Source organism: Flavobacterium micromati, assembly GCF_900129585.1.
GTDB lineage: Bacteria > Bacteroidota > Bacteroidia > Flavobacteriales > Flavobacteriaceae > Flavobacterium > Flavobacterium micromati.
This window is the reverse complement of record NZ_FQWF01000003.1, coordinates 172124-189150: the sequence shown is the minus strand read 5'-3', so window position 1 is coordinate 189150 and position 17027 is coordinate 172124. Positions and strand designations below refer to the sequence as shown.

Below are 17027 nucleotides of genomic sequence, written 5' to 3'. Positions count from 1 at the left end.
AAACGGAAAGTATACAATTTTGAATAAAAACAGAAGCGCAAAGTGTAATCAAGGACATAAAAAGATTTTAAATAAATTTACTGACTCCGAATATACTTTGTGCTAATTTGTAATATTAATGTTGCTTTTTTTTTATTTTAACGAATTAAGAATATCGCTTATTTGAATTTTGAAATCAGGCATAGTTTCAAAAATTGTCTCCCACACAAAACTATTATCAACCGAAAAATATTCGTGCACAATAAAATTACGCATGGATTTCGCTCCACGCCAATCTACATCAGGAAATTTTTGTTTTATTTCTTCATCTATCTGCGCAATAGCTTCGCCAATTACAATAAAATTTTTAAGAACTGCATCTTGTTTAAGCCAATCTTCTAAAAATTCTTCCTTTGTTGTTGTACTGGCAACCAACTCTAATTTTTCAATAGCTTCAAGGATATGAAGAAAATAGATTTTATATTTTTCAGTTTTCATAAAAATATCGTACTTCCTTTAATACTTTTTCCTTGATAAATTTATTTAAGCCATTTTCAGAAATTAAATCTACTTTTCTATGTAATTTTTCTTCTAACTCAAAATGAATTTTGGATAGCGTAAACAATCCAATAGGTTTATGCAAAGAAAAAAGAATATCAATATCACTTTCTATGTTTTCTTCATTTCTAGCCACAGAGCCAAACAATCCTATCTTTTTGGGATGATAGGGTTTTAAAGTTTCGATTATGATATGTAATTGACTTTTTGATAACATACTACAAATGTAATTAAAATTGTGTTTGAAAATCCGAATAACGATGCACAATGATCAATTCCTGCTAGCACTTATTCAGCCGTTTAAACTCCAAAAAGATTCTATAAATTAAAATCGGGACTAGTGAAAATATTATCCTCTATTTAATACAAATCCTAGAAAAGAGTCATTTAGTAAAATCTTTAAAATGAGATGTCAAAAGAAATATTATCCGGCAAAACAACTACTGAATGCATTGTTCTCATCGACGCTTTTTTTGGAAAATTATTTTTTAGAAATCAAACAGAAGTTTTTAGTTAATTATAAACTTCTTTATTATAACTAAATCACCAGCCAAAGGGCTGGTGACTATATTTAGAATTTGTAGTTCTATTGAAAAATTTTTATTTATAAAAAATTTAGAACAATTTATGAATTCTGTGAATAGGAATCAGCACGCCCTGTTTTAGGATTACATTTTTATCTGTAACTCCCCAAACTGTCGTGTCGACAACTTTCTTAGATTCAGAGTCTTCAAAGTAAATTTTTAATTTTGAATGCTCTAAATTTCCCAATGATAAAGCTCTGTTGATTTCGCCTAATCTCGTTTTTATTTCTTCATCATCACTAAGAACATCAGTTTGCGGAAATTTAAGAATTGCAATATGCTCTTTATCAACGATCTCGAATTCAGTTGTCATAATTTGTATAATTTATTAATATTTTAGTGGATTATTGCGGTCGAAGTTCATTCCAACTGCTAATATTTTAGGCAAAAATATAATCCGGTACTTTTATTTCTGCCAATTTTTTATTAATGTTTGTTAATGCGAGTTTTGGGAAACGTACTTCTGACTATTTATTAATTAAATTCTGTGCGGCTTGATGTCAACCAAAATCAATAAATGTCAAAGTGCACCAAATAAAACCGATAAATCACAGTTTCACTATTTTCTACTCTTCTTTAAAATAACTATTTTTGCACCTAAATTTTTAGTCATGCCAAATAAGAAATACAAAATAGCAGTCATTCAATTAAATTTAAACGATGTTGCTGAGAACAACCTTAAAAAATGTTTAAAATGGGTACGTGACGCAGCAAATCTTGGTGCAGAAGTAATTTCGTTACCTGAATTATACAGTAGTCATTACTTCTGCCAAAGTGAAGATGTCGATAATTTTGCATTAGCAGAACCATTGTACAGCACTTCATTCATTGCTTTTAGTGCTCTAGCAAAAGAGTTGGGGGTTGTAATTATTGTTCCTTTTTTTGAAAAACGAATGGCTGGAATTTATCACAATAGTGCTTATATTATTGACATCGATGGATCAGAAGCGGGATTATACCGTAAAATGCACATTCCGGATGATCCTCATTTCTATGAAAAATTTTATTTTACACCTGGAGATTTAGGTTTTAAAACAATTCCAACTCAGAAAGGAAAAATTGGAACATTAATTTGCTGGGATCAGTGGTATCCAGAAGCGGCTCGAATTACAGCATTGAAAGGTGCCGAAGTTTTATTTTACCCAACAGCTATAGGTTGGCATCCAGCAGAAAAAGAGCAATATGGCGAGAATCAATACGGTGCTTGGATGAACGTAATGAAAGGACATGCAGTTGCTAACGGAGTTTATGTAGCCGCAGCAAATAGAATTGGTTTAGAACAATATTTACCTGATACAGATGGAATCCAGTTTTGGGGTGCATCGTTTATTGCGGGACCACAAGGCGAAATTTTGGCGCAAGCCTCTCACGACAAAGAAGAAATCCTAATTGCCGAAGTCGATTTAGACTTACAAGAAAACGTACGCCAGAACTGGCCGTTTTTTAGAGACCGAAGAATAGACGCTTTTGAAGATATTACAAAAAGAGCAATAGATTGATCATGGATACAAACAACAGAAGATTCCCCGCTGAATGGGAAAAGCAACAAGGAATTTTACTTTGTTTTCCGCACAATGGTAATGATTGGCCCGGAAAATATGAAGCAGTGCAATGGGCTTTTGTAGAATTTATTAAAAAAGTAGCCACTTTTGAAACCGTTTTTCTAATCGTTGCTGATAAAAGTCATGAAGAAAAAGTAAATTCAATGCTGGAAAAAGCACAAATTAATCTTTCAAATATTTCTTATATCGTTCATAAAACGAATCGGAGTTGGATGCGCGATTCAGCACCAATTATTGTTAAAAAAGGGAATGAACTAGAGGCTTTGAACTTTAATTTCAATGGTTGGGCCAAATATAAAAACATCCAATTAGACAAATTTATTCCTAGTAAAGTTGGCAATTTCTTAAATATTCCTGTTACGCAAGTGATGTATAAAGGAAAACCAGTAATTGTCGAGGGTGGCGCAATTGACAGTAACGGAAAAGGAACTTTGTTAACTTCCGAAGAATGTTTAATGCATCCCGATATTCAAGTTCGCAATCCAAATTTTACTAAAGCAGATTACGAAGCTGTTTTTAAAGAATATCTGGGAATTAGCAATGTTATTTGGCTTGGTGATGGAATTGAAGGCGATGATACGCATGGACATATTGATGATTTATGCCGATTCGTAAATGAAGATACTATTGTTACAATTGTGGAAACCGACCCGAAAGATCATAACTACAAACCGCTACAAGATAATTTAAAACGGCTACAAAATGCAAAGCTAGAAGATGGAAAATCTCCAATTATTGTTGTTCTGCCAATGCCAAAACGAATAGATTTTGATGGTCTTAGATTGCCAGCTAGTTATGCTAATTTCTTGATTTTAAACAATTGTGTTTTGGTTCCTACTTTCAATGATGCTAATGACCGCGTTGCCCTAAACATATTGTCAGAATGTTTTCCAGATCGAGAAATTATTGGAATCAATTGCACTGATTTTATTTGGGGTTTTGGAACGCTGCATTGTTTGAGCCAGCAAATTCCGGTTTAGATTATATATAAAAAAAGACTTGCATTCTATTATCGAATGCAAGTCTTTTTCATTATTGAGCTTTATTGTATATTATTTATCTCTTGTAAATGCTATTTTTTGTCCGTCAGGGATTAACATTTCAAATCCATCTAAACTATCGTTAAACTCAAATTTAAGACCCGCTAATTTAGATTCAAATTTATTTTTTCCAATGTTTTCAACAGAGAAACTTGGATAATCTGTAATCAGCACTTTAAGGACACTATTTTTCTCGGAAAAGGTGATTTTTATAGGTGCCATTTTAGTAGAATAAGTTCCTATAAATCCATCTAAGATTACATCTTTTTCAATCAATCCTTTGTCAGAAGTCCAGCTGTTATTAGCAGTATTGCTATCCGGCAATGCATTTTCAGGATCCATCGTGATACTATCAATTTCTTCTGTAGAATCATGCTTAAATGACCATTCCTTGTTTCTTTGCCAAACTTCGACGGGTAACTTAACACGAGTTACTTTTCCACTTTTAGTTTTCACATCTAAATTTACTGGCATTGCCATTTTTTCAAAGTTTTCAATTGTAATTATAACTCCTTGTTTTGGGTCATTTTTTACATATTTGATTGAATTAATTCCTTGATCTAAACGCCAGTTGTATTGAAACCAACCTCTCCAAAACCAACTTAAATCTTCTCCAGCCACATTTTCTATCGTCCTAAAAAAATCATCAGGTTGAGGATGTTTATAAGCCCAGCGTTCAATGTAGGTTTTCAACGCAAAGTCAAAACGTTCCGCTCCCAGCACCTGTTCGCGTAAAATAATTAAACCTGAACTTGGTTTGGAATAGTTTAAAAGTCCAATATTAGCTTCCTTAACATTGTCTGGCGAAGACATAATTGTTTCAAGGGCTGGATTCGTGTAATATTCCGCCCTTTGATGCATATCAGCTTTTGGTTCCTTATATTCTCCGTTGTTAAAATCAGCAGAGCTTAATGAATTAATAAAAGTATTAAATCCTTCATCCATCCAGCCAAATACTCTTTCATTAGAACCCACAATCATAGGAAACCAAATGTGTCCAAACTCGTGATCTGTAACGCCCCATAAATCTGCTCCTTTAGATTCCCAACTACAAAAAACGATCCCAGGATACTCCATCCCACCTTCGTTTCCAGCAACATTCGTAGCTGCAGGATAGGGATATTCCATCCATCGTTTAGAATAATTTTCAATTGAAGCCTTTGTGTATTCCGTTGAACGTCCCCACGCTGCATTTCCAGCGCTTTCAACAGGATAAACTGATAACGCTAATGATTTTTTACCACTAGGCAAATTTATTTTTGCACCGTCTAACATAAATGCCGCCGAAGATGCCCACGATAAATCACGCGCATTTTTTATTTTATAGTTCCAAGTTTTAGTAGTCGTTGAAACACTTTTCGATGTCTTTTCTACTTCTTCAGCGGTGCGAATAAATACTGTTTTGTCACTTTGTTTGGCTTGCGCTAAACGTTGCTGTTCTACTGTTGAATAAACCGCGGTGGGATTAAGTAATTCGCCTGAACTAACTACGATATGATTTGAAGGTACTGTTATTTTTACATCAAAATCTCCATATTCTAAATAAAATTCTGATGCTCCAAGGTACGGATTTACGTTCCATCCTCGCACATCATCATAAACGCACATTCTAGGATACCACTGAGCGATTGTGAAAATTTTGCCGTTTTTTGTTTCTAGCACACCAGTTCTATCTGAACCTTCTTCTGGTGAAATATAAGAAAAATCAATTTTGATCTTTATCGAACCACCTTTTGCATTTAATGCTTGCGGAAGAAAAACTTGCATTCTAGTATCAGTAATTAAAAATTTTACGTCAGTTTCCGACGATTTACCTTTTACAGTACTGATTACTTTCACTGCTTTTATTTTGTGACCTCCATCAAAAACCTGTCCACGAGCTCCATTGCGACTTCCAGTTAATGGAATAACAGCGTTTCCACGAGAATCAGCTTTAAATAAATTTTGGTCTAAATGCATCCAAACAAATGACAATTTATCTGGACTGTTGTTAGTGTAAGTTATAATTCCTGAGCCAACAATTTCATTATTAGCCTCATTTAATTTTGCCGTGAGTTGATAATCAGCTCTATTTTGCCAATATTCAGCTCCGGGCTGACCACTTGCAGAGCGTGTAGTAGTTCCATTTTTGGAATAAAAAAACGGAGAAAAGGCGTCATGATAATCGTAATTTGATATGGTCTTTGGTGTTGCATCACTCGGTTTCTGTTGCGCCGATACAGAACTAAATCCGAAAATAAAAGCAAACTGCAAGACAGCTGCGAAACGAAAGTTTTTCATCTATTTAAATTTATCCAGCAAATAAATGAAAAATATTCTAAATGCTAAACGTAAATTTTTATAATTGTATGAAAATTAGCAAAGTTTTAGGAAAATTAGGATTTAAATAATCTTCGTTTTATTTAAAAAAGATATATTTACAAGATGAATTAAAGCGCAACATAAACAAATACTATTTTGATAATCACTATTTCTAATTCGGTATTAACAGCTACAATTAAAAGTCTTGGAGCAGAACTATGTTCTCTGACGGATCAAAATAACAAAGAATATATTTGGGAGGGGAATCCTAATTTTTGGGGGAAACACTCGCCTATTTTATTTCCAATTGTAGGAACTTTGAAAAATAATTGTTACCAACTTAACGGTAAAACATATACTCTACTCCGACATGGTTTTGCACGAGAAATGGATTTTAAATTACTAGATCAAGTACAAAATAGTGTTACTTTCTCGTTGCGATCTTCTGAAGAAACTTTGAAGCTATTTCCATTTGATTTTGAACTGCAACTAATCTACACCATAGTTGATGCTAGCGTAATTATTGAATACAAAGTTATAAATAGTGGAGATAACAAGATGCCATTTGCTATTGGAGCGCATCCTGCTTTTGCTTTACCAAATGATTTTACAAATTATTCATTGGCATTTGAAAAAGAGGAATCGTTAGATTACCACCTTTTAGAAAATGATCTCATTTCTGATGTAACTAAAAAAATAATACATCATGACAAGCAAGTTCCTTTAAATTACACGTTATTTGAAAATGATGCATTAATTTTTAAAAAACTCAGATCGAATTCGATTACCATTCTGGAAAATCAAAAACCGTTTTTAAAAGTAAATTTTGAAGATTTTCCCAGCTTAGGAATTTGGACGAAAGTCAATGCGCCCTTTATATGTATCGAACCGTGGTTTGGGTATTCTGACACTGTCAAAAGCTCGGGAAATCTGTTTGATAAAGAAGGAATTCAAATTTTGAATGTCGCAGAAACTTTTAAGTCCAAATTTAGTATTGAAATTTTAAATTAAATAATAATTGATGATCACTATAAATTTTACTCCTTTTCAAAATTTAGAAACAGAACGTTTACTGCTTAGAAGAGTAGTAAATAATGACCTTAAAGAGGTAATTACACTACGTTCAAATCCTGAAACAATGAAATACATTCCGAGACCATTAGTGAAAACTGACCAGGACGATTTGGATCACATTGCTATGATTAATGATAAAATTGAAGCAAATGAAGGTATAAATTGGGCAATCACACTAAAAGATAATCCACAATTAATTGGAATAATAGGCCACTATCGCATGAAACCAGAACATCATCGTTCAGAAATTGGCTATATGATTCTTCCAGAATTTAATGGTAAAGGAATTGTAACCGAAGCAATTAAAGCAGTTATAAAATATGGCTTTGAAACAATGAAATTGCACTCTATTGAAGCAGTTATTGATCCTGAAAATTTGGCTTCGGCTAAAGTTTTAGAAAAAAATGGATTTGTTAAGGAAGCACATTTGAAAGAAAATGAATTTTTTGATGGTCGGTACTTAGACTCTGTTATTTATTCACTTTTAAATAAATAAAAATTTAATAATGACGTTATTTATCAAGACAAAGAATAAAATAATAATTCTTTAATATTTACATTTGCAGTCGCAGATTTTAATCGACACCATTAAAATTTGCAGAAAATCTTTACTATGAAAAAATTGCTCGTTTTGTCAGTTCTTATTTTACCGTTTTTATCACAAAGCCAAACTTACGTCAAAGTGAATGCGCTTACTACCTTATTAACAATTCCTAATATTGGTATTGAAACAAGTATTGGAAAAAAATCAACCTTTCAATTTGATATTTTAGCTTCCCCTTGGAAATCAATCAACGGAAAACCTAGAGAATTTTATATGTTCATCCCTGAGTACCGCTATCATTTTAAAGAAAAATACAATGGATTTTATGTTGGAGCACATGTAGGTATGACCTTGTTTAATTTTCAAAAGTGGAATTATTTAAATACTGATCTTTATGAAAAAGGGCTGGGATACGTTATGGGAGCAACTATAGGTTTCCAAACAAAAATAAACAAACGGTTTATGCTAGATTGTTTTATAGGAGGAGGAAATCATCAAGGGTTTTATAAAGGCTATAATTTAACTACAGGAGAACGCTATGAAAGCGCTAAAAACTATAATAAAAGTGGGGAATGGCTTCCATATCGTGGCGGAGTTATGGTTTCCTACAGCCTTGAATAGTTTAAACTTTAAATTTATGAACTGATTCGACATATAATTCTTCTACTTGCTTTCTTGCCCAATCCGTTTTTCTCAGGAATGTCAATGACGATTTTAAACTTGGATTATCAGTGAAACATTTAATTTTGATTAATTCTCCTAAGGTGTCAAATCCATAATGATCAATCAACTGCTCGAGAATTTTGAGTAAAGTAATTCCGTGAAGCGGATCTTTTGACTTTGTATTTTCCATTGTGCAAATATATATAAATGAGAATCAACAATTTTTAAATTCGAAAAAATGAAAAAATATTTATTGATAGCTTTATTTTTAATTTTCCAAATAAGTTTTGGTCAAAACAATACAACCACTTATTATTTTATTCGTCATGCCGAAAAAGTGGATGCTTCCAAAAATCCTGATTTATCAACAGTTGGTTTTGAAAGAGCAAGACTTTATGACAACATATTTGCTGAAATTAAATTTGATGCGATCTATTCAACTGATTACAAACGAACTCTGCAAACGGTAACTCCCATTGCAGCAACTCAAAAAATTGCTATTAAATTATACGAGCCAAAAACTTTAAGCATAGAATCTTTTAAGAAGGAGAATGTTGGTAAAAAGGTTTTGATTGTGGGACATAGCAATTCGATACCCAATTTTGTAAATCAAATTATAAATGAAAAAATATATTCAGACATTGCAGATGCAACATTTGGAAATCTTTATATTGTGGTTGTTTGTGATGATAAAATAAATCATCAATTATTAAAATTACGATAAATAATTCTTGTTAACTAAATTGTGTAAGAACTAAATCTATTATTCATTCTACCAATTTTTATTTTTTATCCTACCTTTGCAAAACTATGCTTAAAACAATAAATATATTTAATAAAAGAGCTAAATTCGATTACGAAATTATCGAGACGTTTACTGCGGGAATCGTTTTAGCTGGCACCGAAATAAAGTCTATTCGATTAGGAAAAGCTAATATAACTGAGAGTTTTTGTGAGTTTAGCAACAATGAACTTTTTGCGATAAATACTTACATCGAGGAATACACTTTTGGCAACCAATTCAATCACAAAGCGCGAAGCGAGCGAAAATTACTTTTAAACAAAAAGGAATTGAAAGGTTTACTAAAAAGCGTTCAAGCTAAAGGACTTACGATAGTTCCTTTGAAATTGTTTACAAATGAAAAGGGATTGGCAAAACTGCAAATAGGTCTCTGTAAAGGAAAGAAAACCTACGATAAACGCGAATCGTTGAAAGAACAAGATACAAAACGAGATCTTGATCGAATAAAGAAAGCATTTTAAATCAAAAAGGAGAAAGTAAATTTCTCCTTTTTTTTGTGTAGATATAATGACCTAAAAAGTCATGACCTGAATTTTAATTTCTAAAAAATGAAAACATTACTTAAAAATGCCAGAGAGGCAAAGGGTTTTAAAACTAGAGAAGTAGCTCAAATTTTAGGCATTGACCAAGCTTTGATCAGTAAATTTGAAAGTGGTAATCGCAAACCGACAAAAGATCAGGTTATTAAATTAGCTTCATTATTAGAAATCGATTTTGAAACGATAATGATAGCTTGGTTAAAAGAGAAAATCCTCCATGAAATAGGTCAAGATGAATTTGCACTGCAAGCTTTAATGGCTGCTGAGGAAGAACTTCGATTTCAAAGTAAACCTTCTAATCCAAAATTGTCTTCCAAGTTGCATAAACTTTTAGCTGAAATAGATACTTTAAAAGCAAGACTAGATTCCTTAAACCAAGATGACAACTATCAAATAACTCAAGATTTAGAACTAGAATACACTTTTGAAAGTAATCGTCTTGAAGGAAATACACTGACACTTCGTGAAACTACTTTAGTGATAAATGAAGGTTTAACAATCGCCGGGAAAAGCATGCGTGAGCATCTTGAAGCTGTAAATCATCAGGAGGCTATTGCTTTTATTAAAGATTTAGCTTTAAAAAGTACTTCAATAAATGAGCGTGATATATTAGCCATTCATAATTTAATTTTGAGAGGTATTCACCCCGAAGATGCTGGAAAATATCGAAAAGTTATAGTCAAAGTTGAAGACAATACAAATTTTTCGCCGCAATCAAAGCTTATTACAAAGGAAATGGACGAATTATTTATTTGGTTTGAAACCAATAAAAGTAAATTACATCCGATAGTTTTAGCTGCTGAAATTCATGAGCGTTTAGTGACAATTTATCCATTTATTGATGGTAATGGCAAAACTTCTCGGTTGATTATGAACTTAATCTTACTCCAAAACGGTTATACAATTGCAAATATAAAAGGTGATTCCAATAGCAAAATGGAATATCATCAATCATTAGAAATAACCCAGACCAAAAAAGTAAAAGAAGATTTTGTGCTATTGATTGCTCGAACGGAAAAAGAAAGTCTGGAGCAATATATTAATAAAATTAGTCACTAAACTATTTTACAGACGCTTATATGTCTACAAAATAAATCATAAATTTCTAATTTTTATCTTCCAATAGCGGCACAAATCGAAACTCTCCAAATTCATGTTTTTCAAACTGAGTCTCATTAACTCTAATTAACAATGTCATAATTTGAACATCTTCACCTAGTGGAATAACGAGCCTACCTCCTACTTTAAGTTGTGCCATCAAGGGCTGCGGTATAAATGGAGCACCCGCTGTGACAATAATGCTATCAAATGGAGCATAACTAGGTAAACCTTTGTAACCGTCTCCAAAAGAAAGATACTTAGGTCGAATATTGAGTTTTGGAAACAAACTAGAAGTTTGCTTAAACAATTCTTTTTGTCTTTCTATACTAAAAACTTTAGCACCCAAACTACATAAAACTGCAGTTTGATAACCAGATCCTGTTCCTATTTCTAGAATTTTGTGATCTTTTTTGACTTCAAGTAGTTGCGATTGAAAAGCTACAGTATAAGGTTGAGAAATAGTTTGACCAGATCCTATGGGAAAAGCTTTGTCTTGATAAGCGTGTACCTCAAAACTGGAGTCCAAAAATAAGTGTCTCGGTATTTTTTTTATCGCATCCAAAACATTCTTATCAGTAATGCCTTTTTGCTCTAAAACGCTTACTAATTGATTCCGAAGTCCTTGATGTCTGGCTTTATCTTCCAAAATTGAATGTTGTTTTTTTGGTAAAAATAGACGTTAAAATGCCAAAAAACAAATAGTAAATCACACTTCTTTGACTTATCGATTTAATTAAAAACTAGTATTTATCGAACTGAATTTTAATATTTATTCCTATTTTTGTAGAAAGAATATCATTATGCTAAAAATTGGAGTATTAGGTGCTGGGCATCTAGGAAAAATACATTTACGCTTATTACAGCAATCGGAAAAATACGAATTAGTTGGTTTTTATGATCCAAATCAAGAAAATGCTGAAAAAGTTGCAAAAGAATTTGGCTACAAGCATTTTAGCACAATTGCCACTCTTATTCATGCAGTTGACGTAATTGACATTGTAACACCAACTCTTTCCCATTACAAATGTGCCAAAGTTGCTATCAAATCAGGCAAACATGTATTTATAGAAAAACCCATTTCAAATACTATTGAAGAAGCCGAGGAAATTATTTCTTTAGCAAAAGAATATAATGTTAAAGGTCAAGTTGGTCATGTAGAGCGTTTCAACCCTGCTTTCATCGCCACTAAAAGTATGATTGAGAATCCTATGTTTATTGAAGCGCATCGCTTAGCTGAATTTAACCCTCGTGGAACTGATGTTCCGGTAGTTTTGGATTTAATGATTCATGACATTGACGCGATATTAAGCGTGGTACAATCGCCAGTGAAAAATATCAGTGCAAGTGGAGTTTCCGTTATTAGTGATACTCCAGATATTGCGAATGCGCGAATTGAATTTGAAAATGGTTGCGTAGCAAATTTAACTGCCAGCAGAATTTCAATGAAAAATATGCGTAAATCTCGTTTTTTTCAGAAAGATGCGTACATATCGGTTGATTTCTTAGAAAAGCGATGTGAGGTAGTAAAAATGAAAGATGCACCTGAAATACCTGGTGATTTCGATATGATTTTGCAAAATGCAGAAGGAATAAAAAAGCAAATCTATTTTTCAAATCCCGATGTAGAGCAAAATAATGCCATACTTGATGAACTCGAATCATTCTCCGATGCAATAAACAATAATTCCACACCTGTCGTTACTTTGGAAGATGCTACAGAAGCTTTACGAGTAGCATATCAGATTATTGATTGCTTTAAGAAATAAAAGTACTTTATACTGTCTGCCGGAATGTCTTTACGAAAACAATAAATTGTAGACAATTTCAGATCTAAATTATTTAAAAACAACATTTATCAACCTATTTACCCCTAATAGGAATTCCCCAATTGTAGCGGGGTTAGGGGAATTTTTATGAAAACAATAGCTGTAATTGGAGCAGGAACAATGGGTAACGGAATCGCTCACACATTTGCTCAAAGCGGTTTTACCGTAAAATTAATTGATGTATCAGAAAAATCATTGGATAAAGGAATGGCAACTATTGCTGCAAACTTAGACCGAATGGTTTCAAAAGGAACAATAACAGAAGACGATAAAGCAAAAACAATCACTAATATAATTACCTACACTGATATTAAAGATGGTGTTGTAGGGGTCGATTTAGTTGTAGAAGCAGCTACAGAAAATGTTGAATTAAAACTTAATATCTTCAAACAACTTAATGAAGCTTGCTCTCATGATACCATTTTAGCGACTAACACATCTTCAATTTCAATCACACAAATAGGAGCGGTTGTATCACATCCAGAAAGAGTCATAGGAATGCATTTTATGAATCCTGTACCAATCATGAAACTAGTTGAAATAATTCGGGGTTACAATACCTCAGACGAAGTGACAAAAAGTATCATGGAATTATCTTCTAAATTAGGAAAAACGCCAGTGGAGGTGAACGATTATCCTGGATTTGTTGCTAATAGAATCTTGATGCCAATGATCAACGAAGCAATTGAAACATTGTACAATAAGGTTGCTGGTGTTTATGAAATTGATACTGTAATGAAATTGGGTATGGGTCATCCCATGGGACCATTACAACTTGCTGATTTTATCGGTCTTGATGTGTGTTTAGCAATCTTAAATGTAATGTATGACGGCTTCAAAAATCCAAAATATGCCCCTTGTCCATTACTAGTAAATATGGTGCGTGCTGGAAAAATGGGCGTTAAATCTGGTGCGGGTTTTTATGATTATTCTGAAAGTAAAAAAGCAGAAAAAATTTCAAAACAATTTTTGTAGGCTCCACAATTAAAAGCCTGAAATTAATTATTTTTTTTAAAATTTCAGCTTATAATCTTTCAATGTTTAATTAATTTATGGCTAAAATAGTTCCTTTTAAAGCTGTGCGACCAACACGAGATAAGGTTTGCCTTGTAACCTGTCGTTCGTATGAAGAGTACGTAAATGCTGAGCTAGCAGCGCAGCTAGATTTTAATCCATTATCCTTTTTACATATTTTAAAACCCGCTTATACTAATCAAGAAACAGTTTCTTTCGAAAAAAGATACCGACAAGTACATCAAAAATATCAGGAATTTAAAGATGAAATTATTTTAATAAAAGACAACAAGCCTGCCATTTATATTCATAAAATTGTGAATAAAACACATTCCTTTACTGGAATAATTGCAGGAACAAGTGTCACAGATTATTGCAACAACATTATTAAAAAGCACGAAGACATACTTGCTTTTAGAGTACAACTCTTGAAGGATTATATGAAATATGCCGAGTTTAATACAGAGCCTGTATTAATGACATATCCAGATAATAAAATCATTGAAGACTGGATTTTTAACTGCTGTCAAAAGTTAGCCGATTTCGAATTTTCGACCACTAAAAAAGAAATTCATTATTTGTGGAAAATTGAAGATAGTTTAGAAATAAATTGGCTGCAAAATATTTTTGAAAAAACAGAACATCTTTATATTGCTGATGGTCACCATAGAACAGAAGCGTTGAAACTACTTGCAGAAGAAAATGATGAACTAGAAAACACCTCTAAAAATCACATTCTTAGTTATTTGATCTCTGAAAATAACGTCAAAATATATGAATTCAATCGTTTAATAAAAGATTTGAATGGTTACTCGAAATCTGAATTCATAAAGGCATTAAAAAAGAATTTTAGTGTTGAAAATAGATTTCAACAACCATTTGAACCTGAGGAAAAACATCAGTTTGGAATGTATCTTGACAATGACTTTTATAGTTTAGTTTTAAAAGAAGATGATATGCATTTTAGTACTCCTTTAGAAAGTTTAGATACTCAAATTTTATACAAAAATGTACTTCTGCCTATTTTAGGAATTGAAGACCTTCGCAACGACGAAAGAATTGAGTATCTTTCCGGTAAACAAGCTGTAATAGAAGTGAAAAACAAAATTGATCAAGGCGAATTTGCAGTTGGTTTCCTTTTATTTCCGTCTAACATTGCAGAAATTAAAGCACTTGCTGACGCCAACCAAATTATGCCACCAAAAAGTACTTACATCGAACCTAAATTCAGAAGCGGACTAGTCATCTACGAACTTTAGGTTAACAAAAATAACAGTATTAAATAGTAGAAAAATGCAAATAGCTCAAAATTTACTTTCTATAAAATCAACATTACCTGAACAAGTGACTCTCGTTGCTGTCTCAAAAACTAAACCTGTTTCTGACTTGATGCAAGCTTACGATGCAGGTCAGCGCATCTTTGGCGAGAATAAAATTCAAGAAATGGCAGAGAAATGGGAAGCCATGCCGAAAGATATCCAGTGGCAAATGATAGGCCACGTACAAACTAATAAAGTGAAATTTATGGCGCCATTCGTCAATTTGATTCACGGCGTTGATAGTTTAAAATTGTTGCAAGAAATTGATAAACAAGCAAAAAAAAACGATCGAATTATAGAATGTTTACTTCAAATGCACATTGCAGAAGAGGAAACTAAATTTGGACTCGACGAAGAAGAACTCAATGAAATTCTTTCTCCTGAAAACCTACCAGAAATGAAAAATATTCGAATTGTCGGACTGATGGGAATGGCAACTTTTACCGATAATCAAAGCCAAATCAAAAAAGAATTTTTGCATTTGAAATCCATATTTGACAAGCTTCAAAAGATGAATACTTCTAATTGTAAACTCGAAACCTTGTCAATGGGCATGTCAGGTGATTACAAACTTGCGATTGACTGCGGGAGTACAATGATTCGAATAGGAAGTAGTATCTTTGGCGGGAGAAGTTGATTTTTGATTTTTGATTAACGATTTTTGATTTCAGATTTGAAAACTTAAAGATCGATGCTGAATACGGAGAACTAAAAACTGAGCACTGAACACCGAATACCCAATACTGAATACTAAAATTTGTACGCAATACTAGACATAGAAACTACTGGAGGACAATTCAACGAGGAAGGAATTACTGAGATCGCAATCTATAAATTTGATGGTCATGAAATCGTGGATCAATTTGTCAGTTTAGTAAATCCTGAAATCCCTATTCAGCCTTTTGTCGTAAAATTAACGGGAATCAATAATGAGATGTTACGTTTAGCACCAAAATTTTATGAAGTGGCAAAACGCATCATCGAAATGACAAATGACTGCGTAGTTGTTGCTCACAATGCATCGTTTGATTACCGAATTTTAAGAACCGAATTTAGAAGATTGGGTTACGATTTTGTAGCGAAAACACTTTGTACGGTAGAATTATCCAAAAAATTATTACCCGAGCAACCTTCTCACAGTTTAGGCAAACTAGTTCGCGCTCTTGGAATTCCTATGGCTGATCGTCATAGAGCAAGTGGCGACGCATTAGCAACGATTAAATTATTTAAAATTCTGTTAGAAAAAGATCTAGAAAAAGAAATAGTAAAGGATTTTATAAAGCTAACAGTTGAAAAAGGAATTACACCAAAATTGCTGGATATAATTGCAAGCTTACCTTCCACAACAGGCGTTTATTACATTCATAATGAGAAAGGTAATTTAATTTACATTGGCAAAAGCCGAAATATTAAAAAACGCATCAATCAACATTTTACAGGAACATCGTCTAAATGTAAAAAAATTCAAGACCAAGTTTATACTGTAACTTATGATGAAACAGGTAGCGAATTAATTGCATTGTTAAAAGAGAGTCAGGAAATAAAAGTAAATAAACCAATACTTAACAGAGCACAGCGTAAAAGTATTTTCCAACTTGCATTGTATGCTGAAAAAGACGAAAAAGGGTATATCAATTTAAAATTGCAAAAGGCTGATGGTCGAAAAAGAGAAATCACCTCTTTTACCTCTATTCAAGAAGGAAAAAATGCATTGTTCAAAATTACAGCTCATTACAATTTATGCCAAAAATTGAATGGCTTGTACCACACTAAATCAAATTGTTTCCAATACAGCATAAAAGAATGCGATGGTGCCTGCATTAACGACGAAGCACCAGAAATTTACAACGCTCGAGTAACTCAATTTATAGAAAAAAATAGTTTTGAAAATCAAAGCATGATTCTGATCGATAGAGGTCGAAATATCAGCGAACGCTCAGCTGTTTTAATAGAAAACGGAATATACAAAGGCTATGCTTTCTACGATTTAAATTACCAAATTAATAATATTGACATTTTACGAAATATTATTATTCCAATGCAAAATAATCGCGATACTAAGAATATCATCAAAGGACAAATGAGAAAAAGTAAAACTATTAAAACTTTAAATTTCTAAAA

Annotated in this window: 19 protein-coding genes; 13 read left to right on the top strand and 6 right to left on the bottom strand. The window is 32.6% G+C overall.

What is annotated here, in order from left to right; genetic code table 11:
- Positions 1-132: 132 nt before the first annotated feature.
- From BUB42_RS04560 to BUB42_RS04550, 3 genes are all read right to left on the bottom strand, one after another.
- Positions 133-477 carry a HepT-like ribonuclease domain-containing protein gene (locus BUB42_RS04560; RefSeq protein WP_073017656.1) on the bottom strand — a complete coding sequence of 115 codons (345 nt, stop codon included), beginning with the start codon at positions 475-477 and terminating at the stop codon, positions 133-135.
- On the bottom strand, positions 467-754 hold the full coding sequence (locus BUB42_RS04555; RefSeq protein WP_073017654.1) for a nucleotidyltransferase family protein: 288 nt from the start codon (positions 752-754) through the stop codon (positions 467-469). Before BUB42_RS04555 ends, BUB42_RS04560 begins: the two co-directional genes overlap by 11 nt.
- Positions 755-1152: 398 nt before the next feature.
- A complete protein-coding gene (locus BUB42_RS04550; RefSeq protein ID WP_073017652.1) occupies positions 1153-1434 on the bottom strand; it encodes a hypothetical protein in 282 nt (93 codons plus the stop codon).
- A gap of 298 nt (positions 1435-1732) precedes the next feature.
- Between BUB42_RS04550 and BUB42_RS04545 the strand changes: the two genes are divergently transcribed.
- On the top strand, positions 1733-2620 hold the full coding sequence (locus tag BUB42_RS04545; RefSeq protein WP_073017650.1) for a carbon-nitrogen hydrolase: 888 nt from the start codon (positions 1733-1735) through the stop codon (positions 2618-2620).
- A gap of 2 nt (positions 2621-2622) precedes the next feature.
- A complete protein-coding gene (locus tag BUB42_RS04540; protein ID WP_073017649.1) occupies positions 2623-3663 on the top strand; it encodes an agmatine deiminase family protein in 1041 nt (346 codons plus the stop codon).
- Positions 3664-3735: 72 nt separating this feature from the next.
- On the opposite strand, the gene BUB42_RS04535 is transcribed toward BUB42_RS04540, so the two are convergent.
- Positions 3736-6003, bottom strand: a complete 2268-nt coding sequence (locus tag BUB42_RS04535) for a M1 family metallopeptidase (RefSeq protein WP_073017647.1) — start codon at positions 6001-6003, stop codon at positions 3736-3738.
- Between the two features lie 177 nt (positions 6004-6180).
- On the opposite strand from BUB42_RS04535, the gene BUB42_RS04530 reads away from it, so the two are divergent.
- The 3 genes from BUB42_RS04530 to BUB42_RS04520 all read left to right on the top strand — a co-directional run bounded on the left by BUB42_RS04530 (position 6181) and on the right by BUB42_RS04520 (position 8263).
- Positions 6181-7035 carry an aldose 1-epimerase family protein gene (locus tag BUB42_RS04530; protein WP_073017646.1) on the top strand — a complete coding sequence of 285 codons (855 nt, stop codon included), beginning with the start codon at positions 6181-6183 and terminating at the stop codon, positions 7033-7035.
- 10 nt (positions 7036-7045) lie between these two features.
- Positions 7046-7594, top strand: coding sequence for a GNAT family N-acetyltransferase (locus tag BUB42_RS04525; protein WP_073017644.1), 549 nt, complete (start codon positions 7046-7048; stop codon positions 7592-7594).
- Between the two features lie 117 nt (positions 7595-7711).
- Positions 7712-8263 carry a DUF3575 domain-containing protein gene (locus BUB42_RS04520; protein WP_073017642.1) on the top strand — a complete coding sequence of 184 codons (552 nt, stop codon included), beginning with the start codon at positions 7712-7714 and terminating at the stop codon, positions 8261-8263.
- A gap of 1 nt (position 8264) precedes the next feature.
- On the opposite strand, the gene BUB42_RS04515 is transcribed toward BUB42_RS04520, so the two are convergent.
- Positions 8265-8495, bottom strand: a complete 231-nt coding sequence (locus tag BUB42_RS04515) for a VF530 family protein (RefSeq protein ID WP_073017640.1) — start codon at positions 8493-8495, stop codon at positions 8265-8267.
- 48 nt (positions 8496-8543) lie between these two features.
- On the opposite strand from BUB42_RS04515, the gene BUB42_RS04510 reads away from it, so the two are divergent.
- From BUB42_RS04510 to BUB42_RS04500, 3 genes are all read left to right on the top strand, one after another.
- On the top strand, positions 8544-9029 hold the full coding sequence (locus BUB42_RS04510; RefSeq protein WP_073017638.1) for a phosphoglycerate mutase family protein: 486 nt from the start codon (positions 8544-8546) through the stop codon (positions 9027-9029).
- Positions 9030-9115: 86 nt separating this feature from the next.
- Complete coding sequence (gene smpB / locus BUB42_RS04505) at positions 9116-9568, top strand: SsrA-binding protein SmpB (protein WP_073017636.1); 453 nt, start codon at positions 9116-9118, stop codon at positions 9566-9568.
- A gap of 87 nt (positions 9569-9655) precedes the next feature.
- Entirely contained in the window at positions 9656-10705 is a 1050-nt protein-coding gene (locus BUB42_RS04500; protein WP_073017635.1) for a Fic family protein, read from the top strand.
- Positions 10706-10751: 46 nt separating this feature from the next.
- Here the strand turns inward: BUB42_RS04500 and BUB42_RS04495 are convergent, their stop codons facing one another.
- Positions 10752-11393, bottom strand: a complete 642-nt coding sequence (locus tag BUB42_RS04495; RefSeq protein WP_073017634.1) for a protein-L-isoaspartate(D-aspartate) O-methyltransferase — start codon at positions 11391-11393, stop codon at positions 10752-10754.
- A 154-nt stretch (positions 11394-11547) separates the two neighbouring features.
- Here BUB42_RS04495 and BUB42_RS04490 point away from each other — a divergent pair, with 154 nt between their 5' ends.
- The 5 genes from BUB42_RS04490 (at position 11548) to BUB42_RS04470 (ending at position 17025) form a co-directional block, all read left to right on the top strand.
- A complete protein-coding gene (locus tag BUB42_RS04490) occupies positions 11548-12513 on the top strand; it encodes a Gfo/Idh/MocA family protein (protein WP_073017632.1) in 966 nt (321 codons plus the stop codon).
- A 147-nt stretch (positions 12514-12660) separates the two neighbouring features.
- The gene (locus BUB42_RS04485; protein ID WP_073017630.1) at positions 12661-13548 is read left to right on the top strand and encodes a 3-hydroxyacyl-CoA dehydrogenase family protein; all 888 of its coding nucleotides are present in this window, start codon (positions 12661-12663) and stop codon (positions 13546-13548) included.
- 77 nt (positions 13549-13625) lie between these two features.
- Positions 13626-14846, top strand: a complete 1221-nt coding sequence (locus BUB42_RS04480; protein ID WP_073017628.1) for a DUF1015 domain-containing protein — start codon at positions 13626-13628, stop codon at positions 14844-14846.
- 10 nt (positions 14847-14856) lie between these two features.
- Complete coding sequence (locus BUB42_RS04475; protein ID WP_262987398.1) at positions 14857-15543, top strand: YggS family pyridoxal phosphate-dependent enzyme; 687 nt, start codon at positions 14857-14859, stop codon at positions 15541-15543.
- 120 nt (positions 15544-15663) lie between these two features.
- A complete protein-coding gene (locus tag BUB42_RS04470) occupies positions 15664-17025 on the top strand; it encodes an exonuclease domain-containing protein (RefSeq protein WP_073017624.1) in 1362 nt (453 codons plus the stop codon).
- The last annotated feature ends 2 nt before the right edge of the window (positions 17026-17027 follow it).

What these genes read in the sequence shown, in the direction of transcription:
- BUB42_RS04515 (WP_073017640.1), bottom strand. Translation starts at nt 8,495, where the DNA reads ATGGAAAATACAAAGTCAAAAGATCCGCTTCACGGAATTACTTTACTC.
- BUB42_RS04500 (WP_073017635.1), top strand. Translation starts at nt 9,656, where the DNA reads ATGAAAACATTACTTAAAAATGCCAGAGAGGCAAAGGGTTTTAAAACT.
- BUB42_RS04535 (WP_073017647.1), bottom strand. Translation starts at nt 6,003, where the DNA reads ATGAAAAACTTTCGTTTCGCAGCTGTCTTGCAGTTTGCTTTTATTTTC.
- BUB42_RS04490 (WP_073017632.1), top strand. Translation starts at nt 11,548, where the DNA reads ATGCTAAAAATTGGAGTATTAGGTGCTGGGCATCTAGGAAAAATACAT.
- BUB42_RS04550 (WP_073017652.1), bottom strand. Translation starts at nt 1,434, where the DNA reads ATGACAACTGAATTCGAGATCGTTGATAAAGAGCATATTGCAATTCTT.
- BUB42_RS04560 (WP_073017656.1), bottom strand. Translation starts at nt 477, where the DNA reads ATGAAAACTGAAAAATATAAAATCTATTTTCTTCATATCCTTGAAGCT.
- BUB42_RS04525 (WP_073017644.1), top strand. Translation starts at nt 7,046, where the DNA reads ATGATCACTATAAATTTTACTCCTTTTCAAAATTTAGAAACAGAACGT.
- BUB42_RS04510 (WP_073017638.1), top strand. Translation starts at nt 8,544, where the DNA reads ATGAAAAAATATTTATTGATAGCTTTATTTTTAATTTTCCAAATAAGT.
- BUB42_RS04540 (WP_073017649.1), top strand. Translation starts at nt 2,623, where the DNA reads ATGGATACAAACAACAGAAGATTCCCCGCTGAATGGGAAAAGCAACAA.
- BUB42_RS04555 (WP_073017654.1), bottom strand. Translation starts at nt 754, where the DNA reads ATGTTATCAAAAAGTCAATTACATATCATAATCGAAACTTTAAAACCC.
- BUB42_RS04485 (WP_073017630.1), top strand. Translation starts at nt 12,661, where the DNA reads ATGAAAACAATAGCTGTAATTGGAGCAGGAACAATGGGTAACGGAATC.
- BUB42_RS04480 (WP_073017628.1), top strand. Translation starts at nt 13,626, where the DNA reads ATGGCTAAAATAGTTCCTTTTAAAGCTGTGCGACCAACACGAGATAAG.
- BUB42_RS04520 (WP_073017642.1), top strand. Translation starts at nt 7,712, where the DNA reads ATGAAAAAATTGCTCGTTTTGTCAGTTCTTATTTTACCGTTTTTATCA.
- smpB (WP_073017636.1), top strand. Translation starts at nt 9,116, where the DNA reads ATGCTTAAAACAATAAATATATTTAATAAAAGAGCTAAATTCGATTAC.
- BUB42_RS04545 (WP_073017650.1), top strand. Translation starts at nt 1,733, where the DNA reads ATGCCAAATAAGAAATACAAAATAGCAGTCATTCAATTAAATTTAAAC.